Raw genomic sequence first — 26893 nt, 5'->3', positions numbered from 1 at the left:
GAGCTATCGCCCGTGCGGATCAGCCCGCCGGACGGGAGGTCCCGCCGCCGGGGCGGTGCTGGAGGTCGACCGGGTTCTCCCCGTCGTTCGGAGGCAGGGCCGCAGTGGCAGCGGGGCTCGGCGCCGCTGTGACGGGAACATGGCTGCCCGCGGATGCGGACCCCTGCGAGGCCGTCCGGGTCGGGGCTGTGGTGCGGCCCCCGGGGGGTTGCGGGGCGGTCGTTCCCGCACCCGCCGAGGGCGACCCCGACGTCGGTGCGGGGGTTTCGGTGGGCGTTGCGCTGGGGCTGGCTGCCGACACCGGGGCTGTGCTCTGGGCGGGAGGCGTGGGCGAGCCGGTCGGCGTCGGCGCGGAGCCGCCACCGGATCCGCAGGCGGCGGTCAGAAGCAGCAGCAGCGCGCTGGCCGAGATGGCGAGGGGTCTCTTCACGGTGGGGTGTCTCCGGTCTCGTTCGGTTCCGGGTTTGGACGTTCGCGGCGCCGGACCGGTTCCGGAACGCCGGTGCCCGGCGCGCTCGGGTGAGCAGGCCGGGCACCGGTTGTGCGGTGGAACGGCGGATCAGTCCTCGACCTCGTCGTGCCGGCCGTGGCCGAGGCTGTGGAGGTTGAAGGACCAGATGCCGCGGCCGAAGGTGGCGGCGTAGAGCTTGCCGTCAGGGCCGAGCTTGAGCTGCTGGACGGAGGTGGTGGGCAGGTTGCGGCCCAGCACCCGGAAGTCGGTCTCGCCGGGCGCGCGGTAGAAGGCGGCGAGGTCGGTGCCCAGTGCGAGGCCGCCGTTCGGCAGGATCTTGACGGAAGTGGCGGGGACGTCGGGCAGGTTGGCCGAGACGTCGGTCCAGGTGGTGCCGCCGTCGTGGGTCTCGAAGAGGTGCCCGATGCCGGCGCCCGGGCCTTCCGTCCAGGTCCGGGAGAAGCCGTTGAACGCGACGAAGACGTGCTTGGCGTCGTTCTCGTCGACGGCGAAGGAGGAGATGTAGCGGTTGGGCAGGGCGCCGTCGACGGGCAGGTTGAGCTGGTGCCAGCCGGTGCCGTCGGTGTTGCCCACGGCGATGCCGCGGCTGAAGCCCTGGTTGTTGCACGGGCCGCACCAGCCCGCGTACACCGTGCCGTTGACGGTGGCGACGGCGGTGGCGACGTGTCCGGCGCCGAGGTCGTAGGCGGTGGTCCACTCGCTGCCGCTGCGGATCGCGAAGCCCTTGTTCTGGACCCAGACGTGGCGTCCGCCGGCGATCCAGGTGTTGACGTTCTTCGGGTCGCTGGTGATCGGGGCGATGAAGCGGGCGCCGGCGCCGCCGAGGTCCTTGTCGGGCGGGGCGACCTCGTAGGAGGTGGCCTTGGTGGGGTCGGTGTTCCAGCTGCCGTCGTTGACGGCGCAGTTCTGGGTGACCCACATGTCGAGGTAGACGTACTCCGCGGCGGTGTTGCAGCCGTTGGCGGGGTCGACGATGGTGTCGGCGCCGTCGCCGCCGAAGTTGGAGCCCATCACCTTGTCGTGGGCGCGCAGGATGGACTGGCCGTTGTCCTGGAGGCCGCCGGTGACGAGGACGCCCTTGCCGGAGCGGTCCGCCGGGTCCTTGCCGACGCCGACCGAGTAGTACTGGAGGGTGTCGATGGTGCCGTCGGCCAGGGACTTCCAGTCCTTGGCGTGGCCGCCGGAGTCGACGGCACCGTTGACCGGGCGGGTGTAGATGCCGCCGTCGTTGCCGACGTAGACGCTCGTCTTGCCCTTGTAGCTGCCGATGGCGACGGCGTGCTGGTCGGAGTGGGTGGTCGGCGAGCAGTCACCGGTCTGCTTGGTGGGGTCGATGCTCCAGCAGGGGAACGGGAAGTTCCAGTAGGGGCCGGGGACGATCCAGGTGTTGCCGCCGTTCTTCGTCTCCAGGACCTCTTCCAGGCCCGCGTAGACGTGGTCGGGGTTGGCGGGGTCGACCTGGAGGAACTGGTTGTACCAGGCCTGGATGCCGGGCTGGTAGCCGGCGCCCTGGAGGGCGGAGCCGGAGTTCTTGAGCTTGTCCTTGTCCGCGATCAGCGTCCACGGTCCGGAAGGGGAGCCGGACTTGGAGACGTAGATGCCCTTGAGGCCGGTGTCCGGGTTGTGCGCCATGACGTCCGGGGACTGGTCGATGGCGTAGTAGCGCGAGCCGTCCGCCGAGCGGGCGAAGGTCACGTTGCCGACGTTCGCGGCGTCGGTGGGCAGGTCGCCCAGCGAGGCGACGCGCTGCCAGCTGCCGTCGGTGGCCTTGCTGTAGAAGCCGTTGTAGGTGTCGCCGCCGCGCCAGCCGACCGCGAGGATGACCTTGGTCGGGTCCTTGGGGTCGATCGCGATGTCGTTGGCGATGTTCTTGTACGGCGCGCTGGGGTCGGCCGCCTTCGAACCACCGGGCAGGTAGTCGGGGTTGGGCGCGAACTCCAGGGTCCACGGGCCGGACAGGTCGGTGGTGGAGTGGCTCCACACGCCGCGGCTGGTGGCCGCCCACACCTTGCCGCCGCCGAAGCGCAGCGCGTGGATGATCGTGGACTCCAGCTCGGCTCCGCCGACCCGGTTGCCGGGCTGGAACTCGCCGTGCTTGGGGTCCGCGAGGACGTACACGCCGGTGCCGACGTAGGAGGTGGCGCCGGTGTTGGACTCGCCGGTGGCGTACCAGAGCCGCCCGCCCTCGTCGAGGTTCAGCGCGCCGGTGGAGAGGGACGGCAGCTTGTCCGAGATGGACTTCCACTGGCCGCCGCCGGTGCTGGAGCGGAACACGCCGCCGTTGGCGCCGCCCGCGTACACGTAGCCGTCGTTGTCGGCGGCGATGCCGGTGATCCGGCCGGTGGTGAATCCGGCGCCGCCGCTGGAGTTGGAGTTGACGTCGCGGTAGCGCGGGTCGTCCTCGTTGTAGGGCTTGTTGGTGACGTGGTCCCAGGACCCGCCCGTGTGCGGCATCGACTGCAGCTGCGACCAGGCCGCGCCGTACGCGCCGGGGGCGACGACGCCGGGGGCGGTGCGGGCCTCGGTGTACTGGGCGGTGCCCTCGGCGGAGTTCTCCGCCTCGTCGCCCTCGTCCTCGCCGGGGGCGGCGGACGTCGCCTTGGCGCTGAACGCCGGACCTGCCGCGCCCTTGCCCTGGGTCTTCTTCGCGTGCTTCTGGCCGATCTCGGCCTGGTGCTGGGCCTGGTGCGGGCGGGGCTTGGGCGTCTCGGACGGCGCGGCGAGGGCCTGGGTGGTGGTCAGTCCGAGCGCGGTCAGGGTGACGGCGGGCAGCAGCAGCCGTCGGCGTTGCCTGTGGGGCACGATGGTGGGTCCTCCCATGCGGCGGGTCGCGAGGTCGCGCGGTCCCGGCGGAATCAGACCGAAGCCTCGCGGCTCAACGAGTCGGAGTGAAGGGAATTCTCATAACGAATGCCTAAAACCAAATCTGTTGAGAAAGTTGAAGGTCAACAGAAAGCCCCGCCCTCCCGCGCGGGGCGGGAAGGCGGGGCGGGAACGTCAGCGGCGGACAGCCGCGGGCAGAGTCCGTTCCCGGTCGGGCGCGGTGTAGAGCACCGGCCCGGTGCTGGAGGGAGAGGTGCCGGCGCGGAGGGTGAGGCCGCCGCCGACGGCGTACATGGCCTCGTCGAAGGCCTGGCCGTTGGCGGGGGCCTTGCCGACGGCGAAGATCGCCACGGCCTTGCCGTTCACCACCGAGGTGGAGAGGTAGTCGCCGACCATGCTGCCCTGGGTGGTGGAGGCGATCTGCGACAGGGACATCGGACCGGCGACGGTCTGCGCGGTGCTCCAGGTGGCGCCGCCGTTGGCGGAGGAGGTGAAACCGACCTCCAACTGGCAGGTGGACGCCGTGCAGTTGGCGTTCGGGTAGAAGTAGTAGTACAGGCCGAGCTTGGCCGTGGAGCCGGAGGTGGCGTGGTCGACGCCGAAGCCCGGGATGAAGTGGTCGACGGTGCTGGTGGTGGCGTCGATCGGGACGCGGGTGACGGCGGACCAGGTGGTGCCGTCGGTCGAGGTGGCGTACACGATGTCGTTGGCCGGGCAGCCGGAGCGGAACCGGCAGTCCTGCCAGGCGACGTAGACCTTCCCGCTCGCATCGATCTCAGCCGAGGGCAGGCCCTCGCCGTCGCGCAGGTTGCCCGCCACACCGTGCGAGGAGACGTTGGCGACCAGCACGGTGGAGCCCCACGAGGCACCGCCGTTGGTGGAGGTGAAGGACCGGATCGAGCTGCCGTTGGTGGAGAACGGTACGACGACGGTGCCGTTGGGCTGGACCAGCGGCTGGCCGCCGAGGCCGGCGTTGGTGCCGGAGGGGCTTGCCGGGGCGGACCAGGTCGCGCCGCCGTCATGTGAGGTCGACATGATCACCGTGTTGCCGGAGGAGGTGATGTCGGCCTCGATGTAGCAGTTGCCGTAGTACGGGCTGGTGGTCGTGTTGTCGCAGACGATCCACTCCTTGTCGTAGCCCCGGCCGTCGTTGCCGACCGCCATCACCGGGTTCTGCCAGCTCACCCCGTCCGCGGAGCGGCTGACGCTGACCCCGGCGCCGTTGACGTTGGCGTCGATGACCAGGCCGGTGATCATCCAGGTGCCGTGCCGGGCGTCGTAGGCGACCGAGGGGTCGGAGACGCGGGCCCAGCTGCCGCCGCCCTGGTAGGTGGTGATGCCGGGGAGCATGCCGTGCTGCCAGGTGGCGCCGCCGTCGGTGGAGGTGTTCCAGCTGATGTCGGAGGAGCCGCCGTCGGTGAAGCGGCCGACCTGGGCGGAGGAGACGATGGTGCTGCCGTAGGCGAAGGTGTCCGGTTCCAGTTCGGTGGCGTGCTGGCTGGTGGAGTTGGTGAACGGGTCCGTGCTCACCTGTACCAGGCCCGATCCGCCCGATCCGCTGACCGTGAGGGTGAAGGTGGCGGTGTGGGTGGCGGAGGCGCCGGTGCCGGTGACGGTGATCGGGTACGTGCCGGAGGGCGTGCTCGTGGCGGTCGAGACGGTCAGCGTGGACGAGTTACCGGCCGTCACCGAGGACGGGCTGAACGCTGCGGTGGCGCCGCTCGGCAGGCCGCTTGCGGTGAGGGCCACGGTCTGGGCCGAACCTGCGGTGACGGCGGTGGAGACGGTGGAGCTCGCGCTCGCTCCGGCGTTCACGGTGGCCGAGGCCGGGTTGTCCGCGAGGGAGAAGTCGTTCGCGGCCGCGCCGGTGACCTGCACGTCGTCGTAGAGGGTGTACGTGGCGTCGCCGGGCCAGTCGTCGTCCTGGTTGCTCAGTGTCAGCGTGTAGGCGTGGCCGGCCGTGAGGGCGCTGGTGATCTGCTTCCAGCCGGCGCCGTTGGTGCAGGTCTTGGGCAGGACGGTGCTGGTGGTCCCGGCGGTGGTGTCCTTCAGGGTCGCCGTGGCCCAGTCGTAGGTGACGGTGTCCGGGCAGGTCACGTCGTACCAGAAGGACAGGGCGGGGCTGCCGGTCGGCGCGGTGAAGGACTGGCTGATCGAGGAGGCGCCGTTGGTGGGCGAGGTGCTGCCGAGCATCGCGGCGTAGCTGCCGCCGTGCGGGCCGTTGGTGGTGACGGAGGCGGTGCCGGTCCAGCCGGTGAGGCTTCCGGTCTCGAAGTCGCCGTTGGTGATCGAGGTGGCGGCGGCCGCCGGGACCGCGTTCCAGGCGGCGAAGGCGAGGGCCGCCGAGGCGAGCGTGGCGAGCGGGCGCCGCCAGGCCGTTGTTGTGCGTGGGTGTCGCATCCGGGCTCCTTGCGTGGGTGGGAGGTGCGGATGGCGGAGGGCGGGCCGCGGTCCGGGGGTCTGCGGCCTGCCCTGGTCGAGGTGCGGGGGATGTCAGACGAGGGTGACGTCGTCGAACCTTGGTGTAGGTGGCGTCGCCCGTCCAGTTGTCGTCGTGGCTGGTCAGGGCGAGCGTGTAGGAGTGCCCGGCGGTGACGGTGGCGGTCTTCTGTACCCAGCCGGAGGACGCCACGCAGGTCTTGGCGAGGACCGTGGTCGTGGTGCCCGTGGTGTTGTCCTTGAGGGTGGCCGTCGCCCAGTCGTAGGTGACGGTGTCGGGACAGGTCACGTTGTACCGGAAGGCCGGGGTGCTGGTGCCGGTCGGCGCGGTGAAGGTCTTCGCGATCGAGGAGTCGCCGTTGGTCGGTGAGGCCGATCCGAGCAGGGCGGCGTAACTGCCGCTGTGCGGGCTGCTGGTGGTTACGCCGGTGGCCGGGCCGGTGCCGGTCCAGCTGCTGAGGCTGCTCGAAGATGCTGACCGGCGCCGCTGCCACTCAGCAGTGCTTCACCACCACCTCCTCCTCGTACGGCGGGCTGCTCGCCTCCGACCTCGACGGCGCCACCGCACCGCCGGCCGGTGAGCAGGGTGCTGGTCGGCGCGAGGACGGTGGCACCGGTCTTGGAGTAGACGGCGTAGGCGGTGTTGACCGTCTCGACGATCTGGGGCGAGCCGACGGCGGCGTGCGGATCCGGCGGCACGCCGGTCACCGAGTAGTTCGCCGAGCCGATCCCGTCGAAGCTCGCGCCGGTCGAGGGGACGGACGGCCCGCCGGGCGTGTCCTGCACCACCGGGTCGGGGATGTGCGCGGCCGGCGGATGCGGCAGCCGCTCCTCGTGGTTCTTCCCCTGGTGCTCGGGGCCGGGCGCGAGGGTCGCCGCGGCGGCGAGGTCCCGCAGTGGGACGGAGGTGTCGTGGTGGACGGCGGCCCCTGACTCGGCGGACAACTGGACCGGAGGAACGGCCGGGGCCGCGTGCGCGGGAGCGGACCCGAGCCAGAGCCCGGGCAGCGCGGTGAGGAGTGCCGCGAGCGCGGCGATCCGTCCTCTTCGCGCGGATGGCAGGGGGAGCGTGACACTGAACATCCTTTCGATAGTCGGGGATCGCCCGACAGGTGAGGGAGTGAAGGACGTTCACGCAGAAGTGCGCGCGTGTTCGCAACTCGGAAGTGTGACGAGGGACATGACATCGCACAAGAGGTGCGACCGAATCTCACGCGGCGGCAACGCCGCCGTTACCCGTCTACGGGGCAAGGGCGTTGAGGCAGCGGACGAGCGCGACACCGACATCCGCCAGGGCGACCGCGGTGCCCGCCAGCGCAACAACAGGTACACGGTGAAGTACATGACGGTCCCCCCCGCGTCGCCGTCCTACTCGCCGGTGTTGAGCAGGTCTCGCAGTGCCCGTTTGTTCTCCGGGTCCAACCTGGCGACGAAGTGCTGCAGCACCGCCGCCCGGTCGGGCGCCACGGGCGAGCGCCCGGTTCATCTGCGAGGCGACCTCGTCGGCCGGACCCCGCCGTGGCGCGTACGCGTGCGCTCGGCCGACCCCTCCCGGTCCAGCAGCCCTTTGGCGTGAAGTCGACCCAGGACGGTGAGCACCGTCTTGTAGGCCAGCCCCGGATCGCCGAGCGCCTCAAAGGGATCGACGATGATGACGTCCAGGGTGCGGGGGCCGTGCACGCCTTCCACGTGGTCGAGTTCGATGCCGCTGGTGGCGGACGGGCCGGAGACGAAGGTGAGCGGGCGGGCGGGGTCGAGGCGGGTCAGCGCCTCGGGGACGTCGTCGGCGATCTGTTCGGCGCCGACGATGCACAGGTGGTAGTCGGGCACCAGGGTGAGAGCTCGCCGGCCCTGGCCGGGGCCGGCGTCCAGGACGATGGTGCCGGTGATCGCGATGCCGGCGCCGGCGAGCGTGATCGCGCCGTCCAGACCGTCCAGGTCGGGGACGTCGAGCGGTTCGGGGTGCCACTCCCAGCTGCCGGTCGGCAGCAGCTCGGCCGGGAAGCCGCTGGGCAGGGCGAGCCGTCGGGCCCCGTGCCGGGTGAGGGCGGCGGCGATGGCGTCGTGCAGGCCGGCGCGGTCGGTGCGGTAGTCGGCGACCCGTTCGGCGAAGAGCGCGACGGTGTCCTGGCCGGGGCTGGCGTGGCTGCGGCGGTAGTCGCGCGGGACGGGGACGTCGTCCGGGGTCTCGTCGGGCGGGACGTCGAGGTGTACGGGTTCATCCGCTCACCGGTGGAGGAACGCGGCAGCAGTTGCAGGAACACCTCCAGATCCGACCAGGTGGGCAGGACCTTCTCGATGCCCATCACGGTGATCAGGGTGTCGGGCAGGGTCAGGCACATCCGCCTGTTGCCCTCCGACTCGACCACCACGACCGTCCCCGTGTCGGCAACCGCGAAGTTGGCGCCCGACACCGCGACCTTGGCGCTCAGATCGACAAGCACAGCGCGCTTGTGGCCGACGTCTCGGGTGCGGCGACGACCTCCGGGCGCAACCTCGACCAGTGGACCGACAACGGCGCCGCGAACCAGAACTGGAGCTTCGTCCCGGTGGGTGAGAGCGGTTACAAGGTCGTCAGCCGGAACAGCCCCATGAGCCTGGACGTCAGCGGTGCTTCCACCGCGGACGGTGCGAACATCGTCCAGGCGACCGACACCAGCGCCGCGGACCAGCACTGGACGCTGATCGACACCGGAAGCGGCTACTACAAGATCAAGAACGTGAACAGCGGCAAGCTGCTCGACGTGTCCGGCGCGTCGACCTCGGCGGGCGCTCAGCTCGTCCAGACGACGGACACCAGCGCCGACAGCCAGTTGTGGAAGGTCGTGAACGTGGACTGACCCGGTCCGCGAAGGAGGCAGTCCGGCGTAGATCCGGCGGGCCGCCTCCCCTCCGGCCGACCGCACGGCTCCCCGCTTCTTCGGCGAAGCGGGGAGCCCTGCGGCGCGCGGGGGATCACGACGCCTGCCCGGAGGGGCCCCTTGGCTTCTCAGCGCCGGGCCACTGTAGCGACGGCCCCGGACACGGCGGGGCTACCAGACCACGCCGAGGGCCTCCAGCCGCTCGGTCTGCCACTCCGACAGCGAGATCGAGAGCCACGCTGCGCCGTTCGTGGAGAGGACGCTGTGACTTGTCAGATCATGATCGGAAGCGAGATTCGGAGCCACCTCGCACCGCCGTCCTGCGACCGGTAGGTATCCAGCTCAACGAGCGTCCCCGGCGCAAGCACGGGCTTGTGTGGCAAGGGTGCCCCGGATCCGCGACAGGGCTCCTCCGCGTTCGTCGGCGACGCGGGAGAGGTGCACAGCAAACGGGAGAGGTGCACAGCAAACGGGAGAGGTGCACAGTGAAAAGGTGGGTTTCGGGCGGCGTTTCGCCGGTCTGGGGCAGCTATGGCGGTCGCGCTATGCGCTGCTGGTGATTCCGCTTGTGCTCATCGTGGTGATCACCGTGGTGGACCTGCGTTCTCCCGCTGACATCCACCTGGGGCCGGCTCTGGTCATCGCGCCCGCGATCACCGCGTCGTTCGCCGGTCCCCGGTTGACCGGGGCCATGGGAGCGCTGGCCCTGGCAGCGCAGGTGATCATCGCGGTCTTCCACGGGGGACTGACCACGACGAACCACCTGGTGCAGATCGTCACCCTCGCCGTGCTGTCGGTCCTGGTCGTCTGCTTCTGTCTGGTGCGCGAGCGGCGCGATCGCCAGCTGGCCAAGGTGCGGTCCGTGTCCGAGGCCGCGCAGCACGTCCTGTTGTGGCCGCTGCCCGACCAGATCGGTCCGCTGCAGATCTCCTGCCTCTATCTGGCCGCCGAGGAAGAGGCCCGGATCGGCGGTGACCTGTATGCGGCCACCCGCACCGAAGACGGGGTCCGAGTGATGATCGGCGACGTCAGGGGCAAGGGCCTGCCTGCAGTCGGAGAGGCCGCGATCCTGCTCGGAGCCTTCCGCGAGGCGGCACACCAGCACGCGGACCTTCCAGCGCTGGCCGCAGCCCTGGAGCACAGCATCAGCCGCTACGAGGCCGACTTCGCGACCTCGGACGGCGACGCGGGAGAGCACTTCGCCACCGCTCTGCTGCTGGAGATCCCAGACCGCAGCTCCGCCACCCAGATGATCAGCTGCGGGCATCCCCCGCCCCTGCTTCTCACACCCGACCACTCGGTTTCCCCCCTGAGCCTGCACCCCGCGCCTCCACTGGGTGTGGCCGCGATGGCGGCGGCAGACCACACGCCCGATGTGGCCGCCTTCCATGCCGGCGACACCCTGCTCCTCTACACCGACGGCGTCATCGAGGCCCGCGATCACGACGGCGACTTCTACCCCCTCCCGGAACGGATCGCCAACTGGACGGACAGCTCTCCCGACGTACTCCTGCACCACATCCGCCGCGATCTCCTCGCCCACGTCGGCGGGCGACTCGACGACGACGCCGCGCTCGTCGCCATCCACCGCCCGCCCACCCCGCATCCCGGCCACCGCCTGGGAAAGGCATTCCACGCAGGCGGCTCCCGTCAGTGAGCACGTTCACCCGTGATGTGGCGCACTGCATCAGCCATCCGCAACGGCGACTTCGAGGGCGCGGTCACCAAGTCCCGGGCCGCGCTCGGCGCGGTACGCGAGGCCCGCGACACCCAGAAGCGGCACCGCGCCGCTCGAACTCGAGGCGACCGGGAGGTCAGCCGCGACTACCAAGGGAAGTGCCGGCGACTGTGGTGACCTGGGGAGCCAGGCGGGTCGGGAGCTTGTCCCGGAGCAGTTCCAGCATTCGCTCGGAGCGGTCGAAAGCGACCACGTCGGCTCCGTGGTCTGCCAGCGCCCGCGTTTGCTCGCCCGTGCCGCACCCGTAGTCAAGGGCTTTCCAGCCGGGCCCGTGTTCGGCGGCGCTTCGTGAGATCTTCTCCATGAGTCCGTCCAGGACGAAGAACGAGGCATCCGCACGGCCGGCGTCGTAGATGTCTTCGAGTTTCACCTGTTGCACGGCGGTGGACCAGCGGGGGTCCGCGATGACGGAGCCGCAGGAAGGACAGTCGCCGTGGCGCGGGAAGTGCTCGTTGTGAAGTCGGTAGGAGCGGGAGTCCAGCATCAGCCTGGTGCCGGCCGAGCGGCAGTCGGCACCGAGAAGGCAGCGCAGTACCTCGTTGGCGGCCATGGATGCCACGATCGTCTTGAGAGGACCATAACTTCCGGCCTGAAAACCGGGGTTGAGGTCCGGACCCGGCTGCTCGCCAGGAGCAAGATACTGTTCCAGCTCGCCGACGTTCCGGAAACACTCGTAGCACGCGGTCGCCCCGGGCAGCACGAGCGGGTCGACCTGCCCGAAGCTCTCGATGTAGGAGACGGCCACTTGCGAGCGCGGCGCGGTCCTGGTCATCGGCCAGGGCGAGCGCCGAGGGTCATGGTCTGCAGGTCGGAGGCGGTCAGGCGGTGGCGCGCGGTGACTTCCATCGGGAGGAGTGGGTCTCCAGGCGGGAACCGGGCAGGCGGATCATGGGGTGTGGTCCTTGGTGCCGGGGTCTGGATGCGGGCGTCTGTGGGGGCGAGCCGTCGCGCTGCTGCTCGACCAGTACGCCGAGGTGGTGCTGCACGGCCCGGACACCGACCGGATCCTGGCGATCTGGAATCCGATGGGTGTCCGAGGGTGTCGGTGTGGTCTCAGCTGAGCGGTTTGTCGAGGATCGCCTTGCTGTGGCTGAACGTGTCGATGGAGTACTCGCCGTGGTAGCGGCCCATGCCGCTCTCGCCGACGCCGCCGAACGGCAGCTCGGGGACCGCCAGGTGTGACACGGGCAGGCCGAAGACGAGCGCGCCGGACGTGGTCTCCTCGGCCAGGCGCTGCTTGGTGTGGTCGGAGTCGGTGAAGGCGTACAGCGCGAGCGGCTTGTCGCGCTCGTTGATGAAGGCGATCGCCGCGTCGAGGTCGGGCACGGTGATGATCGGTAGGATCGGTCCGAAGATCTCCTGCTGCATCACGGGTGCCGCGGGTGGGACATCGGCGAGCACGGTGGGGGCGATGTAGCGGGTGGCGCGGTCGTGGCCGCCGCCGGTGACGACGCGTCCGTCGGCGAGCAGGGCGGTGAGGCGGTCGAAGTGGCGTTGGTTGACGATCCGTCCGTACTCGGGGTTGTCGGCCGGTTCGTCGCCGTAGGCCGTGCGGACGGCGGCGGCCAGTTCGGTCTCGAGCGCGGCGGCGGTGTCGCCGACGGCCAGGACGTAGTCGGGGGCGACGCAGGTCTGGCCGGCGTTGAGGAACTTGCCCCGGACGAGACGCTGCGCGGTCGCGGCCAGGTCGACGCCGGGCTCGACCACGACGGGGCTCTTGCCGCCGAGTTCGAGGGTGACGGGGGTGAGGTGCTTGGCGGCGGCCGTCATGACGATCCGGCCGACCACGCCGTTGCCGGTGTAGAAGATGTGGTCGAAGTGCTGCTCCAGCAGCGCGGTGGTCTCGGGGACGGCGCCCTCCACCACGGCGACGGCTTGCGGGTCGAGGTAGCGGGGCAGCAGGCGGGCGATGGCCGCCGAGGTCGACGGGGCCAGCTCGCTGGGCTTGACCACGGCGGTGTTCCCGGCCGCCAGGGCGCCCACCAGCGGGGCGAGGGCCAGCTGCAGCGGGTAGTTCCACGGAGCGATGATCAGGACCACGCCGAGCGGGTCGCGCACGACCCGGGCCTCGGCCGGAAGGAAGGCGTCGGGAACGCCGGCCGGCTTCGGCTGCAGCCACTCCTCCAGATGCTTCACCGTGTGATCGATCTCGTTGATCGTGAAGGCCACCTCGGTACGGTGCGCTTCGGCTTCGCCCTTGCCCAGATCGGCGTTGAGGGCGGCCAGAAGTGCCTGGGACTGCTCGGTGAGCAGTGAGCGCAGAGCCTGCAGCTGGTCGAGGCGCCAGGCGAGCGGCTTGGTGTGCCCGGACCGGAACGTGGCGCGCAGCCGCTTCACGACGGTGGCGGCGTCGGTGGCGAGCGCCTCGACCAGCCGGTGGGCCAGGGCCGCGGAGGAGGCCGGATTCTGCCCGGTGTACAGGTTGCGGTCGACGGCGATGTGCGGGGTGAACGGGGCGGCCTCGGCGAAGTCGGCGCCCAGCTCGACCAGGCGGTCCTGGACCAGCCACGTGGCGCGGTCGGCCAGGCCGACCGCGGCCTCCTCGGCGTTGGTGAACGCCGTCATGCGGTACCCGGCGAAGGGCCAGCTGCCGTCTGTGCGGCGCGCGGCGAGCATCGCGGCCGGCGCGTGGCAGACCACGCCGAGGGGCCGGCCCGAGTCGAGGGCGCGGGTGAGGATCCGGCCGGACGCCTCGTTGACCGCGAGGTCCTCCATGGGGCCGTGGCCGCCGGGGTAGAAGACCAGGTCGTAGGCGTCCGGGTCGATGTCCTCCAGCGTGGCGGGGCTGCTGAGCGAGGCCTGGATGGAGTCGAGGTACCCGGCGATGGCGTCGGCCCGCTCCTGGCCGCCGTTGGCCTCGGCGGTCAGGCTGCCACGGTCGACGGGGGCCGCGACCCCGCCGGGCGTGGCGATGGTGATCTCGTAGCCGGCCTCGCGGAAGATCCGGTGTGGCTCGGCGAGCTCCTCGGCCCAGTAGCCGGTCGGGTGGAGGCTGCCGTCGGCGAGAGTCCAGTGCGCGGCGCCGGTGACGACGAAGAGGGCGGCGGTCATGGTAGTGCTCCAGAAAGAATTGAGATCATCGATGATTGAGAGTCTCAAGCAATGCGTCGATGGTAGACCTCAATAGTTGAAGATGCCAACTAATCTCTGCTCGGTCGGACTGTGACCAGTGTCACCCCGCGTGCCGCCCCCGCGCCGATCGAGCTCGTGGACCAGCCGGCCCGGGCCGTGGCCGCGCACTACCGGAGCTTCGTCACTGTGGCGGCAGCGCGCGGCCTCACCCTGACGCAGGGCACGATGCCGAGCTTCCTTCGGCGTCCCAAGTCCACGCAGGCCCTCGCCGACCTGCTCGCCGTTACTTGTCCAGCGTCACCGGTATCGTCGATCGGCTGTAGATGCATGGCTTGGCCCGCCCGGAGGCCGCCCCCGCTGACTGGCGGATCACGAGGGCGGTCCTGGCCGAGGAAGGCGAGCGGACCATCCGCGAGATCCACGCCGAGCTGCTGACGCCCGCAGCGGCCGTCCGCGGCGAGATGGATCTGATAGCTCAGCGGTGATCCCGAGCACGGAAGCAAGGGCCGCTGCGTGAGGTGGAAATCCGCCGCCGCTCCTCGTCGAAGAGGGACGAGCCGCAGGTCGCCCACCGTGCCTGTGCGCGACGGCGTGGCGGCGAAGGAGTCGTCCGTCAGGGCGACATCGAAGCAGGGCACGGCTCCGATGCCGTACTCGGCGGTGGGTTCGAGCTGGGGCTGGCGAGTGCGGGATCGGTCGGGTTTCACCCGTTCGTGAACGGCCGGAGCCGGGAGGTGGCGCGGGAGCCTGGAGTCGGCCCGGTCGGACGGGGGGAGGATAGAGGGCATGGATCGGTTTTCGAGTGCCTTCGCGGAGGACCGATGCGCCGGTACGGACGGATCAAGGACTCCTTACTCGCGTTGCTGAGCCGGGACTGGCTCGGGGTGCCGGTCGCGGTGCTGGTGGCGGGGGCCGGTGGCGGGCTGGTCGGGGTGGGGGAGGCGTGGTCGGTGGCTCTCGGTGGACTGCTGGTGGCGGTCGGTGCGCTGCTGGCGACGGGAGCCGCGCGGCACCTGGTGCTGGTGGCCCGCGAAGCGCGCCTGAATCTGCCGCCGGGCCGGCTGGTGGAGGTGCACGGCCACCGGATGCACGTGCTCGCCGAGGGGCCGGCCGGAGTCGGGCCGACGGTGGTCTGGATGCCTGGCGGGCACGCCCCCGGTGAGGAGTTCCGGGAGCTGCACACGATGCTGGCGGGCCAGGCCCGGTCCGTGCTGGTCGACCGCTTCGGGACGGGCTGGAGCGACGTCGGGCCCTTCCCTCGGACGACGGCGGCCGAGGCCGAGGAGCTGCCGGCCGCGCTGGAGGCGGCGGGGGAGCGGCCCCCCTTCGTGCTGGTCGGTCATTCCTTCGGCGGGTTACTGGTTGCGAACGTGGCCAGGCGGCGGCCGGACCTGGTGGCCGGCCTCGTGCTGCTGGATCCGACGCCCCTGGAGATCATCGCCTTCGCGCCGCGCAACCGGCAGCTCACGGGGATGCGCCGGGGTTTCCTGCTGGCGGCGGCGCGGCGGCTGTTCACCGGCCGGGGCGGGCGGACGGGGCACCTGTGCGCCGCCGCGTCGGCCTTCCGGGAACTGACGCCGTCCGGGCTGGCGGAGGTGGGCTGGGAGACCGTGGTGTACGACGGGGACCTCGGGAACCTGCCGCTGGTGCTGGTGACACCCCGGGACCTCGTCGGCGGCGAGACCGTGCTGGCCGGGGCCCGGGACGCCGCCGAGGCCGAGCGGATCAGCCGGTTCTACCTGCGCGCCCGGGTGCGGTACCTGGCGGCGTCGACGGCGTCCCGGCTGGTGCACACCCCGACGGGGACCGGCCACGACTTCCCGCGCGAGGCGCCCGGGTTCGTGGTCGGTGTGGTCCGGGACCTGGTGCGGGAGCTGCGGGTGACCAGCCCATGACCGGGTCAGTCCATGAGCCGGGTCAGCCCATGACCGTTCGCGCGGAGCCGGCCCGCACCGGGCGGCGGCGGGAGAAGGAGCCCAGGTCGACGACGTTGCCGGTGTGGTCGCAGCGGTAGCGGACGGGGTCGCCGTCGTGGTCGTGGCCGGACTCGACCAGGCCGATCAGGGTGGCCAGGTAGCGGCCGACCAGCGGGGCGTTCTTGAACTGGTTGCCGCTGGTGCCCATGGCGACGTAATAGCCGTCGAGAGCGGTGCGGTCGTAGATCGGGGTCCAGTCGTCCGCGACGTCGTACACGCCGGCGGTCCCGAGGGGCCGGTTGGGCACCCCGATCGCGGGGAGGCGGCGGGCAGCCCTGGTCACCTGGGTGCGGAAGCGGCGGGCGGTGGGACGGGGGTCGGCGGCGTCCGGGTCGTCGACCCACTCCGTTGGGTCGCAGTCCGGCTGGGTGCCGCCGATCAGGAGGTGGCCGCCGGGGGCCGCTCGCAGGTAGGTGCCGAGGTCGAGGTCGGCGACCACCGGCCCGAAGCCGCTCGGCGCGGGGACCTGGTGGACCTCCTCGCGCAGCGGGCGCACGCCGACGGTGAAGTCCCCGCTGACGCCTGCCAGTCGGTTGAGGGCGCCCGACCACGGTCCGGCGGCGTTGACCACGACCGGTGCGGCGATCCGGCCGCCGTCGGCCAGGCGGACGCCCGTCACCCGGTCCGCGTGCCGGTCCACGGTGGTCACGGTCCGGTGGAACAGGAAGCGGGCGCCGAGTTCGCCGGCCGCGTCGGCGAGGTTCTGGGCGGCGAGCTGAGGGTCGTCGACGTACCCGGCGTCCGGGGTGAACAGGGCGCCGAGTTCGCCGGTCGGGTCGGCGAAGAAGGCGTCGTCGTCGACCGGCTTCGGCGGCCAGTACCGCCCGGGGTCGATCCCGGGCAGGTGTCGGCGCAGCGCGGCGGCGTCCCACCGCTCGTACGGGACGCCGGCGCGGTCGAACAGGGCGGTGACCCCGGAGGGGTCGGCGGCGGGGGAGTCGAGCAGGACGGCTCCGGTGCGGTGGAAGGCGGCGAGCGGGCGGCTGCCGGTGAGCCGCAGGTGCCCGGGCCAGTCCGTCCAGAGGTGCTGGGCCTCCCAGGCGGTGGCGACGCCGTCGAAGGTGGAGTAGTTGAAGCGGATGATCGCGCTGGAGGCACCGGTGGAGCCGTGGCCGGGCGCGCCCGCCTTGTCCACCACGACCACCTTCCGTCCGGTGCGGGCGAGTTCGAGGGCGATGGCGGAGCCGATCACCCCGGCTCCGACCACCACGGCGTCCGGTTGCCCGACGGTCATGACGGCTCCTCCTCGGCCGGGCGGGTACGCAGGCGCGGTACGGCGTCGAGCAGTTCCCGGGTGTACGGGTGCCGCGGGTTGCGCAGCAGGGCCTCGGTGGCGGCGGTCTCGACGATCCGGCCGTGCCGCATGACCGCCACGGTGTCGGAGACGTGGCAGACCGCGGGCAGGTTGTGGCCGATGAACAGCATGGACAGGCCGAGCCGCCGCTGGAGTTCGCGGATCGTGTTGAGCACGGCGGCCTGCACCGAGACGTCGAGGGCCGAGGTGATCTCGTCGGCGATCAGCAGCTCCGGGCCGACGGCCAGGGCGCGGGCGATGGCGACCCGCTGGCGCTGCCCGCCGGACAGCTGGAGTGGGAGGCGGTCGGAGAGCCGGGGATCCAGGCCGACGAGGGCGAGCAGTTCGGTGACGTGCCCGATGCGGGCCGTCCGGTCGAGCCGCCGGAAGACGGTGGCTGCCTCGACCAGCGTCTGACGAACCGTCATCCGCGGGTCGAGCGCGGTGTCCGGGTCCTGGAGGACGACCTGCACCAGGCGGCCGAGCCGGCGCCGGTCGTGCAGGGTGCGGACCCGGACCTCCCGGCCGTCCAGCAGGACCCGGCCGCCGTGCACCGGGGCGAGCCCGACGACCGCACGGGCCAGGCTGGACTTGCCCGAACCGGACTCGCCGACCAGCCCGAGCGTGCGGCCGGAGGGGACGTCCAGCGAGACGCCGTCCACGGCGGTGACCGGGCCGTGCGGGCCGTGGTGGCGGACAGTGAGGTCGCGGAGCTGGAGGGCGGTCATGACGGCACCGCCGCGACGGCGACCGGCACCGGGTTCCAGCACGCGACCCGGTGCGCCGGGTCGGGGCCGTCCAGCGGCGGGGCCTGTTCGGCGCAGCGGTCCAGGCGGCGCGGGCAGCGCGGCTCGAAGAGGCAGCCCGGGGCGGGCGCGAGCGGGTCGGGCGGTGGGCCCTCCACGGTGGGCAGTGCCCGGTCGCGGTCCGCGGTGAGGTCCGGCACCGACTCGACCAGGGCCCGGGTGTAGGGGTGCCGGGTCGCGTCGGCGAGGCGGTCGGCGGGCAGGGTCTCGACGACGGTGCCCGCGTACATCACCAGGACGCGTTCGCAGAACTCGCCGACGAGCGCGATGTCGTGGCTGATGAACAGGATCGCGGCGGAGGTCTCGCGGCGGATCTCGGACAGCAGCCGGGTGATCTGCCGCTGGACGGTGACGTCGAGGGCGGTGGTCGGTTCGTCGGCGATGATCAGGGCCGGCCGGACCATCAGGCCGGAGGCGATCATCACCCGCTGGCGCTGGCCGCCGGAGAGCTGGTGGGGGCGTGAGCGCAACAGCGCGGGGGGAAGGTCGACCCGGCGCAGGGCGTCGGCGGCCTGCGCGGCGGCCTCGGCACGGCTCGCGCCGCGGTGGGCCCGGGCGGCCTCGGTGAGCTGGGTGGCGATCCGCAGGGACGGGTTGAGCGCGGAGGCCGGGTTCTGGAAGACCATCGCCAGGCCGGTCGCCAGGTGGCGGTCGCGCTCCTTCGGCGTCATGGCGGCGAGGTCGGCACCGAGCAGGCGCATGGCCCGCCGGGAGACCCGGGCCCGATCCGGCAGCAGGTCGGCGACGGCGAGCGCGGTGAGCGACTTGCCCGAGCCGGACTCGCCGACCAGCCCGACGATCTCGCCCGGCCGAAGCGACAGGCTGACCCCGCGCACCGGCCGGATCACCCCGTCCGGGGTGGGCAGTTCGACGCAGAGGTCCTCGACCTGGAGCACCGGGCCGTCCTCGGCCGGCCCGCTCGGGGCGGGTGGGGGCGCGGGCGTCCGGTCCGCCGGGGCCCGGTGGGCGACCCGGCCGGCCAGGACCTCGCCGAGCAGCTGGAAGGTCAGGGCCGCGTAGAGGATCGCCAGGCCCGGGGCGAGCGCGGGCAGCGGGTCGGCGTAGATCCGGTCCAGCCCCTGGTTGAGCAGCTGCCCCCAGTCGTAGCCGGGTGGTTGGACGCCCAGGCCCAGGAAGCTCAGCCCGGAGAGCGCGACCAGCGCCGTGCCCGCCGCGGTGGTGGCGGCCAGCAGCAGCGGCTCGGCGATGTTGGGCAGGACGTGCCGCCACAGCAGCCGGTGCCGGCGCAGGCCGAGGACCCGGGCCGCGGCCAGGTGGTCGGTGCCGGCCACCGCGGCGGCGAGCGTCTGGGCGAGGCGGGCGAAGCCGGGGACGCCCGCGACGGCGAGGGCGAGCACCGCCCCGGCCGCGCCCGCGCCGAACACGACGGCGAGGAAGAGCGCGATCAGCAGTGCGGGGAAGGCGAGCAGCAGGTTGATCAGCGCGGTGAGCAGCCGGCGGGCGCGGCGGCCGACCACGGCGGTGGCCGCGCCGAGCAGGACGCCGCCGGTGGCGCCGAGCAGGGCGGCGGCCAGTGCCGGCAGCAGGGAGGGCCGGGCGGCCGTGAGGACCCGGGCGAGCACGTCCCGGCCGAGGTTGTCGGTGCCGAAAGGATGGGTCGCGGACGGGCCCTGCAGCACCGCCGAGGGGTCGGGACGGTCGGCCGCGACGCCCCACACCGGCGGGGCGGCCAGCGCCAGCACGACCAGTGAGGCCAGCATGAGGGCCGAGGCCCAGGCCATCGGCGAGCGGAGGTACCTGCGGGGACGGGACATCTCAGCTCTCCCGGACCACCGAACGGGGGTCCAGCACGGCCAGCAGCACGTCGACCAGGAGACCGGAGAGCAGCACGGTGGTGCCCAGGATCAGCACCATCGCCTGGATCACCGGGTAGTCCTGGGACACGACGGACTGGGCCATCGCCGATCCGATGCCGGGCCAGGCGAACACCTTCTCGACCAGCACGGTGCCGGCGATCATGGCGGGCAGCAGGCTCCCGGCGACGGTGAGCGCGGCGGTGGCCGTGTTGGGCGCCGCGTGCCGCAGATAACGGCGGGCGGGGGAGAGCCGTTTGCTCCGGGCGGTGCGGAGGTAGTCCTCGCCCAGCACCTTCAGCGCCTCGACCCGGACGACGCGCAGCAGGACGGCCGTGGGCGCGAGGGCGAGCGCGAGGACCGGCAGGACGAAGGACTCGGCGCCCGCCGCGCCGGCCACCGGCAGCAGTTGGAGGCCGACGGCCAGCAGGGCGGTGAGCCCGGCGGCGAGGACGAAGTCCGGCACCCCGGCCAGGCCGGCGGTGACCACCGTGAACGCCAGCTCGCTGCGCGGGTGCCGGCCGTCGCGGGTGCGGACGGCGGCGAGCAGTCCGCCGGGCAGGGCGACGGCCAGGGTGACCAGGAAGGCCGGCGCGGCGATCCCCAGGGTGGCCGGCAGCCGGGTGCGGACCAGTTCCGCGACCGGTGTGCCGGTGACCAGGGAGGTGCCGAGGTCGCCGTGCACCAGGCCGTCGAGGTAGTGCTGGTACTGGGCCGGGAACGGTGTGTCGAGGCCGAGTTGGTGGCGACGGGCGGCCACCAACTCGGGGGCCGCGTCGACGCCGAGGGCGGCGCGGACCGGGTCGCCGGGGACGAGCCGGACCATCGCGAAGGAGGCGGTGAGCACGATGGCGAGGGAGGCCAGCAGTCGGGCCGAGCGCCGGGCCAGGAACGCCGTCCATGGGCTGCGCAGCAGGCGGGGCGGGTCCGCGCCGGGCCGCCGGTTCACCGGTGCAGCCGGATGCTGGTGGGGACGAGCCCGCCGCCGAACGTGGTGGCGAAGGTGGTGCGGTAGCCGTACACGGTGCTCCGGCCGTCGGCGATGGGCAGGGCGTCGGCGGCGCGCAGCAGCGCGGCGGCGGCCCGGTTCCAGGTGCCGCAGCCGGTGGTGTCGGGCTCCCGCAGCGCCTGGGCGACCAACACGTCGTACTCCGGGTTGGTGACGCCCGCGAAGTTGAGGCCCCGGGCGGGGGTCGGGCCGGAGAAGAACGGGATGAAGCCGACCGGCAGGGCGGAGCCGGGGGTGCTGCCGACCACGACGTCGAAGTCGGCGGTCCGGTACATGGCGTTGACGAGCGCGGGCAGGCTCTCGGTGACCAGCTCGACGTCCGCGCCGAGCGCCGTCCAGGCGCGGGCCATCAGTTCGGCGGCGGGCGGCAGGGTCGGGCCGAGGTCGGCACTGGTGATCAGGCGCAGCCTCAGCCGGTGGCCGTCCTTGCCGAGTGGGCCGCCGCCGGTGCGGGTCCAGCCGGCGGCGCGCAGGGCCTCGGCGGCGTCCCGGTCGGGCAGGTTGGCGGCGGCGAGGTCGGCGTGGCAGACGGCGCCCTCGGCGCCGAAGTCGGTGGCGGGCCGGCCGACGCCGCCGACGGCGACGTTGGCGAGGCCCTGGCGGTCGAGCGCGGCCACCAGGGCGCCGCGCACCGCCGGGTCGGCCAGGGAGCGGCCGGGGCGCTGGTTGAAGAAGGTCAGCCCGACCACCGTCGGCACGTCGGCGGTGGCCAGACCGTGGCCGGTGAGCCGGGCGCGGTCGGGCCCGTTCACGTTCGCGATGTCGATGCCCCCGGTGAGCAGCAGGTTCGCGGCGGTGGAGGCCTGGGGCACCACCGAGAGGACAATCCGGGCCGGCAGGCCCGGCTCTGCGGTGGTCGCCCCGGCCGGGCCCCAGGCGTAGCCCTCGCGGACGGTGAACTCGTAGGGCCCGCCGGGGCGGTAGCGGGTGAGCACGTACGGGCCGGTGCCCTGGGTGGTGCGTTCCAGTGTCGCGGGGCGGTCGAGGCCTGCCGGGCAGACGATCGGCAGCAGGCCCAGGGTGCGGGTGAGGAACGGGAAGGGCGCGGCGGTGGTGGCCGACACCGTGCCGGCGTCGTCGTCGGCGCTCGCGGTGAACGGGACGTTCGGCAGGACGGTCTGGGCTCCGGCGAGTTGGTGGGCCGGGTCGCCCGCGTAGCCGAGTGCCCGGGCCACCGCGGATGCGGTGAGCGTGGTGCCGTCGGAGCAGGTGATGCCCGGGCGGAGGGTGAAGGTTGCCGTCGTGGTGGTGGCCTGCCAGGAGGAGGCCAGGCCGGAGACCACGGTGCCGTCGGGGGTGAGGTTGACTAGGGAGTCGTAGGCATAGCGGGCCTGACCGGCGCCGAAGGTGGAGTACGGGTCGAAGCTCGGCGTCTCGCTGGACTCGGCGATCCGGACGGTGCCGCGGTCGACGAGGGGGGTGGTCGTCGAGGAGCCGGCGACGCCGCCGCAGCCGCTCAGCGCGACGGCCGAGGCGGTGAGGAGAGCCGCCGGGGCGACCGGCGGGAAGCGTCGGGGCATGGCGCCATGGTGCCACCGGGGCTTGGCCGTGGCGAGTCAACTGACGCGTGTGACAAGCATGTTCGAATGAGCTCGGCCGCCTGTGCGCTGGGCCGGGAGCGGGGGCGGCGGCCTGGGGGGCCGATCACGATTCACCCTTTCGAGGGGTGCCGCGATCCGTGGGTCCGGCAGCGGGCCGCCCAGAACTCGGTCGTCGCCAGGATGGCCGCATGACGAACGAACCGGGCCGAGGGATCGGCCGCACGGCGGACCGCTACTGGGAGTTCCTGCTGGCCCGCGACCCGATGCTGAGGGTCCGCCAGGGGCTTCCGGTCGAGACGCTGCCGGGGGCCTCGCTCGCCGAGGCCGAGGAGCGGGCGCGGTTCGCCGAGGGGGTGCTCGGCGAGGTGCGGTCGCTCGACGGCACGGAGCTGACCGGCGCCGACTCCGACACCGCCGCCTTCCTGGCCGGACTGGCCGAACAGGAGGTGCGGGCCCACCGCCACTACTGGCTGACGCCCGCCGCCACGCCGTACCGGCTGTTCCCGCTGTCGCTGTACGTCGACGCGGTGCTGCGCCCGTTCCGCTTCGCCGAACGGGCGGACGTCGAGCGCTACTTGGGACTGGTGGGGGAGCTGGCCGGGGTGGTCGGCTCGATCTGCGACAAGTTCGTGGGGCAGGCGGTGCGCGGCTTCCGGGTGCCGCCCCAGGCGCTGGCCGGAGTCCGCACCGCAGTCGCCGGACTGCGGGAGTCGGTGGCCCGCCGGGTCGAGGTGGGGGACGACCGGCTCGACGAGCTCGGGCCCGCCGAGCGCGGACAGCTCCGGGACGGCGTGGGGCGGTTGACGGAGATCGAGTTGGCGCCCGCGTTCGACCGGCTGCTCTCGGTCCTCGACGCCCCGGGCTATCTGCGCGGGGCGCCGCAGGAGGTCGGCTGGGCGCGCTACGAGGGTGGCGAGGAGGCGTACCGGGACTTCGTCCGGACCTGCACCGGCGGCGACACCGCACCCGAGCGGCTGCACGAGCTCGGCCGCGAGCAGTGCCGCGAACTCGCCGAGCGGATGCGGGAGTTGCGCGCGACACTCGGGTTCCACGGCTCCGAGGCCGAGTTCCACGAGCGGCTGCGGACCGAGCCTCGGCTGTACGCCCGGACGCCGGAGGAGGTCGAGGCCCGCTACCGGGGCCACCTGGACCGACTGGCCCCGGTGCTGCCGCGCTGGTTCGCGGTGTTGCCGCGGGCGCCGTACGGGCTGGCCCGGCTGGACCCGGCGCTGGAGCCCGGGATGACCTTCGGGTACTACGAGGCGCCGACCGCGGCCGACCCGGTCGGGCGCTACCGCTACAACGGCTCGGACCTGGAGCGGCGGTCCCTGCTCGGCTCGGCCTCGCTGATCTACCACGAGCTGGCGCCGGGCCACCACTTCCACCTCGCCCGCCAGGCCGAGGACCGCTCCCTGCCGCAACTTCGGCGCACGGTGGCCGAGTTCGGCGCGTTCAACGAGGGCTGGGCCGAGTACGCGGCGGGCCTGGGCTGGGAGGCGGGCCTCTACGAGGACCCGTGGGACGCCTACGGGCGGCTGGCCCAGGAGCGGTTCACCGCGCAGCGGCTGGTGGTCGACACCGGGCTCAACCTCGGGACGATGGGCCTGGAGCAGGCCCGGGACTTCATGCGCGCCAACTCCACCGAGGCGGACGGCCAGATCGCCTCGGACCTGCTGCGCTACTCGACGGACCTGCCCGGGCAGGCGCTGTCCTACCGGGCCGGCTTCCTGGAGTTCGGGCGGCTGCGGGCCGGTGCCGAGGCGGCGCTCGGGGCCGGGTTCGACGTGCGGGCGTTCCACGAGGCGGTGCTGGGTGGCGGGGCGTTGCCGTTCCACGGTCTCAGGAGGCGGGTGGCACGGGAACTCGGCACTTCCTGAGGCATGTAAAAGCGGACAGTCACATCGCGCGATGTTCGGGTGCGCTGAAATTCGGACCGTACAAGAAGATCATGAACACTCGCACGAGTGAACCGACCGGAAGGCGTTTGGCTCCGGCGGACATGGTTCGACTACGGTGGCCACGAGATCGGGCGGCGCCTGACGGTGGTCGGAAATCCGGTTCGGTAGGTGAATCCCGGTTTCCGAGGTGGAATGCTTCCGTCTGCCCGGTGTGCGCTGCACCGGTTTTTCACCGTGCCCGGGTTCCCTGTCATACGTATGCGTAGAGAGGACGGAGCATCATGCCGCCCGTAGTACCGCCCTTCCTGGTCGGCCTCATCGTCGCCCCGCTGGCCAAGCGACTGCTCAAGCCACTGGTGCGAGGAGTCGTCAAGACGTCCGTCGGCATCGCGATGGAGGTGAAGAAGGCAGCCCACGAGGCCGGGGAGAACATCCACGACCTCGCCGCCGAGGTGGCCGCCGACATGGTGGCCGCCCAGGCGTCCTCCGGCGACACCGCGATCCGCTCCGGCGACGGCCAGCGCGCCCCCGGGAGCGGCGTCCCGAACGGCGGCAAGGAGGAGGTCGCAGCCCGCCCCGAGGGGGACCCGAGGGCCCCCAAGATCCGGCCGACCGCTGCCGCCGGAACCGCCGCCGGAAAGACGCACTGACGGCCCCTGAGGAGCCGCGGCCGCCGCCTGGCGCCCGTTCCGACCGATTTCGACGGAGCGCACGGGCGGCGGCCCACCGCAGGCCGTTCGGCCGAAGAGATCCGCCGCCCCGAATTCCCGTTCCGTCGCCCTACTCCGTCGTGCCCGTGACGGTTTTTCCGCGACCTCCGCAAACAGGTGATCGTACACATGCCATCGCTACTGGGTGCCGCAACCGGATTCCGCTCCGTGGAATTGGACGCGAGCCCGCGCTCGGTCATTCCGGGCCGCCAGCGCTGGGACGTCAAGCTGGTGCTCGGACGGCCCCGGACGGCCGAGGTCCTCGCCGCCGCGCTGCGCCGCGTTCCCGGGATCACCGAGGCCCAGGCCAACCCGGTCACCGGCGGGGTGCTCGTCCGGCACGACGCCCGGGTGCGTGCCGCGGACGTCGGCGGGATCGTCCGCCGGGCCGTCGCCCTGGTCGCGGAGGGACCGACCCGAGCAGGACGTCCCGCACCGGCCCGGCCCGCCGCCGCACCGGTCCCGCGGGCGGACCGCGGCCTGGTCGTACGACCGGTGCTCGCCGTCGGCGGCGGGGTCGCGGCCGGCGTCGCGCTGGTCAAGGGGTCAGCGCTGAGCAGGCAGCTGGTGGCACTCGGCGGGATCGCGACCGCGACCGCCGCCGTGGCCCGGAAGGCCTGGCAGCGAACCGTCGACACCACCCGGGACGTCGCCGGGCCGGGCGAGGGCCGACACCCCCTGCTGGAGATCGTCGGACCGCACCGCCGCCGCCTCTACCGGGCCGCCGCGCTCTCGGTCTCCTGCCAGGTCTCGGAGATGGCGCTCGGCACCTTCCTCGGCTGGACCGGACTGGTCCTCATCAAGGGCGAGGCGGCGCCGCTGGTCAGCCTCGGCCTGACCACCGCGTCCGCCCAACTCTGGGGCCTCGCCGGGCTGGTGGCCGGCGCCTGCGCCGCCGTGGCGGGTCTGTCGTACGCCTCCAACCTCCAGTGGCGCCGGCTCGGCCAGGACATCGAGCACGACTGGCGCAGCCGCACGTACCGGCACGTCCAGCACCTCGAACTCGGGCAGCTGGAGGGCGAGCGGACCACCCGGGTGGCCGGCGCGCTCACCGACGACGTCGGCCAGATTGGCGCCTTCTTCGCCGGCCCGGCCAACGACGTGCTGCAACTCGGCACCAGTCTGGCCCTGCTGGTACCGGCGTTCCTGCTGCTGGCACCGCAGATCGCCTGGATCGCCTTCCTGCCGATCCCGGTCATCGCCTGGCTGTCGCTGCGCCACCAGGACAAGGCCGCGGCCGACTACGCCGACACCGGCGAGCGCCGGGCCAGGCTGGGCAGCCAGGTGATCAACTCACTGGAGGCCGGCGCCACCGTGAAGAGCTTCTGCACCGAGGACTACGAGGCCGAACGCATCGACGGGTTGAGCGAGGCGGCCCAGGAGAGCGCCCGGCAGACCGACCGGAGCACGATTCGCCACGCCGAGACCGTCCGGGCCTGCACCACCGCCTCGATGGCCGGCACCCTGCTGATCGGCGGCCGCTCGGTGCTCAACGGCACCCTGCGCTTCGAGGTGTTCAGCCCGCTGATCGGGCTGCCCCAGATGCTGCTGATGCGGATGAGCCGGCTCGGCGGCATCGTCGACCAGTACCAGCGCACCCTGACCTCCTACGACCGGGTCCAGCGGCTGCATGCCCTGCCCGTCGAGACCGACGGCAGCGACGGGACGCTCGACCGCGCCGAGGTACGGGGCGAGATCGTCCTCGACGGGGTCACCTTCGCCTACCCCGGCCGCCCGGCGGCGCTGGAGGACCTCTCGCTGACGATCCCGGCCGGGCGGGTGACCGCCCTCGTCGGCGCCACCGGTTCCGGCAAGACGACGATCGCCAAACTGCTGATGCGCTTCCAGGACGCGGAGTCCGGCAGCGTGCTGCTCGACGGGCAGGACGTGCGGGACCTGCGGCGCCGCGAACTGCGCCACGCCATCGGCTTCGTCGCCCAGGACCCGTTCCTCTTCGACGGCAGCATCGCCGACAACATCCGCTACGGCAGCTTCGGAGCCTCCGACGAAGCCGTCGTCCAGGCCGCCACCATGGCCGAGGCGCACACCTTCATCGCGACCCTGCCGGACGGCTACGACACCCTGATCGGCGAACGCGGGGCCGCCCTCTCCGGCGGCCAGCGGCAGCGGATCGCGCTGGCGCGCGCGATCCTCAAGGACTCGCCGGTCGTCATCCTCGACGAGGCCACCTCCGCCGTGGACAACGAGACCGAGGCCGCCATCCAGCGCACGCTGCGCGGCTTCGCGGCCGGCCGGACGATGGTCGTCATCGCCCACCGGCTCTCCACGGTCCGCCACGCCGACCGGATCTACGTGCTGGACAAGGGCGGCATCGTCGCCGAACAGGGCACCCACGACGAACTCCTCGCCCAGCACGGACTCTACGCATCCCTCTGGCAGCTCCAGGCCGGCGAACTCGCCGCCTGACCGCACCAGGCCG

20 protein-coding genes and 1 pseudogene are annotated in these 26893 nt (G+C 72.6%); 8 read left to right on the top strand and 13 right to left on the bottom strand.

What is annotated here, in order from left to right; translation table 11 throughout:
* Window positions 1-559 precede the first annotated feature (559 nt).
* Both ACFV1W_RS22785 and ACFV1W_RS22780 read right to left on the bottom strand, forming a co-directional pair.
* Window positions 560-3292, bottom strand: coding sequence for a glycosyl hydrolase (locus tag ACFV1W_RS22785; RefSeq protein WP_380419045.1), 2733 nt, complete (start codon window positions 3290-3292; stop codon window positions 560-562).
* Window positions 3293-3469: 177 nt separating this feature from the next.
* A complete protein-coding gene (locus tag ACFV1W_RS22780) occupies window positions 3470-5695 on the bottom strand; it encodes a hypothetical protein (protein WP_380419044.1) in 2226 nt (741 codons plus the stop codon).
* A gap of 311 nt (window positions 5696-6006) precedes the next feature.
* On the opposite strand from ACFV1W_RS22780, the gene ACFV1W_RS22775 reads away from it, so the two are divergent.
* On the top strand, window positions 6007-6129 hold the full coding sequence (locus tag ACFV1W_RS22775) for a hypothetical protein (protein ID WP_380419043.1): 123 nt from the start codon (window positions 6007-6009) through the stop codon (window positions 6127-6129).
* A 25-nt stretch (window positions 6130-6154) separates the two neighbouring features.
* Here the strand turns inward: ACFV1W_RS22775 and ACFV1W_RS22770 are convergent, their stop codons facing one another.
* From ACFV1W_RS22770 to ACFV1W_RS22760, 3 genes and pseudogenes are all read right to left on the bottom strand, one after another.
* Entirely contained in the window at window positions 6155-6817 is a 663-nt protein-coding gene (locus ACFV1W_RS22770) for a hypothetical protein (RefSeq protein WP_380419042.1), read from the bottom strand.
* A gap of 399 nt (window positions 6818-7216) precedes the next feature.
* Window positions 7217-7651, bottom strand: coding sequence for an LUD domain-containing protein (locus ACFV1W_RS22765; RefSeq protein ID WP_380419070.1), 435 nt, complete (start codon window positions 7649-7651; stop codon window positions 7217-7219).
* A 287-nt stretch (window positions 7652-7938) separates the two neighbouring features.
* Window positions 7939-8166, bottom strand: a pseudogene (locus ACFV1W_RS22760) (LUD domain-containing protein); the annotation flags it as partial.
* Between ACFV1W_RS22760 and ACFV1W_RS22755 the strand changes: the two are divergent.
* Window positions 8167-8574, top strand: a complete 408-nt coding sequence (locus ACFV1W_RS22755) for an RICIN domain-containing protein (RefSeq protein ID WP_380419069.1) — start codon at window positions 8167-8169, stop codon at window positions 8572-8574.
* Between the two features lie 192 nt (window positions 8575-8766).
* Here ACFV1W_RS22755 and ACFV1W_RS22750 read toward each other — a convergent pair whose 3' ends face one another.
* Window positions 8767-8901: a hypothetical protein gene (locus ACFV1W_RS22750; RefSeq protein WP_380419041.1), complete on the bottom strand. Its 135-nt coding sequence runs from the start codon at window positions 8899-8901 to the stop codon at window positions 8767-8769.
* 172 nt (window positions 8902-9073) lie between these two features.
* Here ACFV1W_RS22750 and ACFV1W_RS22745 point away from each other — a divergent pair, with 172 nt between their 5' ends.
* Window positions 9074-10252, top strand: coding sequence for a PP2C family protein-serine/threonine phosphatase (locus tag ACFV1W_RS22745; protein ID WP_380419040.1), 1179 nt, complete (start codon window positions 9074-9076; stop codon window positions 10250-10252).
* Between the two features lie 157 nt (window positions 10253-10409).
* Here ACFV1W_RS22745 and ACFV1W_RS22740 read toward each other — a convergent pair whose 3' ends face one another.
* Both ACFV1W_RS22740 and ACFV1W_RS22735 read right to left on the bottom strand, forming a co-directional pair.
* The gene (locus tag ACFV1W_RS22740; RefSeq protein WP_380419039.1) at window positions 10410-11105 is read right to left on the bottom strand and encodes a methyltransferase domain-containing protein; all 696 of its coding nucleotides are present in this window, start codon (window positions 11103-11105) and stop codon (window positions 10410-10412) included.
* Window positions 11106-11386: 281 nt separating this feature from the next.
* Window positions 11387-13384, bottom strand: coding sequence for an aldehyde dehydrogenase family protein (locus ACFV1W_RS22735; protein ID WP_380419038.1), 1998 nt, complete (start codon window positions 13382-13384; stop codon window positions 11387-11389).
* 344 nt (window positions 13385-13728) lie between these two features.
* On the opposite strand from ACFV1W_RS22735, the gene ACFV1W_RS22730 reads away from it, so the two are divergent.
* On the top strand, window positions 13729-13890 hold the full coding sequence (locus ACFV1W_RS22730) for a hypothetical protein (protein ID WP_380419037.1): 162 nt from the start codon (window positions 13729-13731) through the stop codon (window positions 13888-13890).
* A 336-nt stretch (window positions 13891-14226) separates the two neighbouring features.
* Complete coding sequence (locus tag ACFV1W_RS22725; RefSeq protein ID WP_380419036.1) at window positions 14227-15300, top strand: alpha/beta fold hydrolase; 1074 nt, start codon at window positions 14227-14229, stop codon at window positions 15298-15300.
* Between the two features lie 22 nt (window positions 15301-15322).
* Here the strand turns inward: ACFV1W_RS22725 and ACFV1W_RS22720 are convergent, their stop codons facing one another.
* The 5 genes from ACFV1W_RS22720 to ACFV1W_RS22700 are packed head-to-tail and all read right to left on the bottom strand — an operon-like array spanning window position 15323 to window position 21824.
* Window positions 15323-16615 (bottom strand): NAD(P)/FAD-dependent oxidoreductase, encoded by a 1293-nt coding sequence (locus ACFV1W_RS22720; protein ID WP_380419035.1) that lies wholly within the window; start codon window positions 16613-16615, stop codon window positions 15323-15325.
* Window positions 16612-17403: an ABC transporter ATP-binding protein gene (locus ACFV1W_RS22715; RefSeq protein ID WP_380419034.1), complete on the bottom strand. Its 792-nt coding sequence runs from the start codon at window positions 17401-17403 to the stop codon at window positions 16612-16614. Before ACFV1W_RS22715 ends, ACFV1W_RS22720 begins: the two co-directional genes overlap by 4 nt.
* Window positions 17400-19256, bottom strand: coding sequence for a dipeptide/oligopeptide/nickel ABC transporter permease/ATP-binding protein (locus ACFV1W_RS22710; protein ID WP_380419033.1), 1857 nt, complete (start codon window positions 19254-19256; stop codon window positions 17400-17402). The genes ACFV1W_RS22715 and ACFV1W_RS22710 overlap by 4 nt, the downstream gene beginning before the upstream one ends.
* Window position 19257: 1 nt before the next feature.
* Window positions 19258-20244 (bottom strand): ABC transporter permease, encoded by a 987-nt coding sequence (locus ACFV1W_RS22705; RefSeq protein WP_380419032.1) that lies wholly within the window; start codon window positions 20242-20244, stop codon window positions 19258-19260.
* Complete coding sequence (locus ACFV1W_RS22700) at window positions 20241-21824, bottom strand: ABC transporter substrate-binding protein (protein ID WP_380419031.1); 1584 nt, start codon at window positions 21822-21824, stop codon at window positions 20241-20243. The genes ACFV1W_RS22705 and ACFV1W_RS22700 overlap by 4 nt, the downstream gene beginning before the upstream one ends.
* 209 nt (window positions 21825-22033) lie before the next feature.
* Here ACFV1W_RS22700 and ACFV1W_RS22695 point away from each other — a divergent pair, with 209 nt between their 5' ends.
* From ACFV1W_RS22695 to ACFV1W_RS22685, 3 genes are all read left to right on the top strand, one after another.
* Window positions 22034-23722: a DUF885 domain-containing protein gene (locus tag ACFV1W_RS22695; protein WP_380419030.1), complete on the top strand. Its 1689-nt coding sequence runs from the start codon at window positions 22034-22036 to the stop codon at window positions 23720-23722.
* Window positions 23723-24024: 302 nt separating this feature from the next.
* Entirely contained in the window at window positions 24025-24393 is a 369-nt protein-coding gene (locus ACFV1W_RS22690; protein WP_380419029.1) for a DUF5132 domain-containing protein, read from the top strand.
* Window positions 24394-24621: 228 nt separating this feature from the next.
* Window positions 24622-26880 carry an ATP-binding cassette domain-containing protein gene (locus ACFV1W_RS22685; protein WP_380419028.1) on the top strand — a complete coding sequence of 753 codons (2259 nt, stop codon included), beginning with the start codon at window positions 24622-24624 and terminating at the stop codon, window positions 26878-26880.
* The last annotated feature ends 13 nt before the right edge of the window (window positions 26881-26893 follow it).

The organism is Kitasatospora sp. NPDC059648, assembly GCF_042734825.1.
Taxonomy (GTDB): domain Bacteria; phylum Actinomycetota; class Actinomycetes; order Streptomycetales; family Streptomycetaceae; genus Kitasatospora.
Note: the sequence above shows the minus strand (reverse complement) of the source record. Positions and strands in the feature narration are given on the sequence as shown.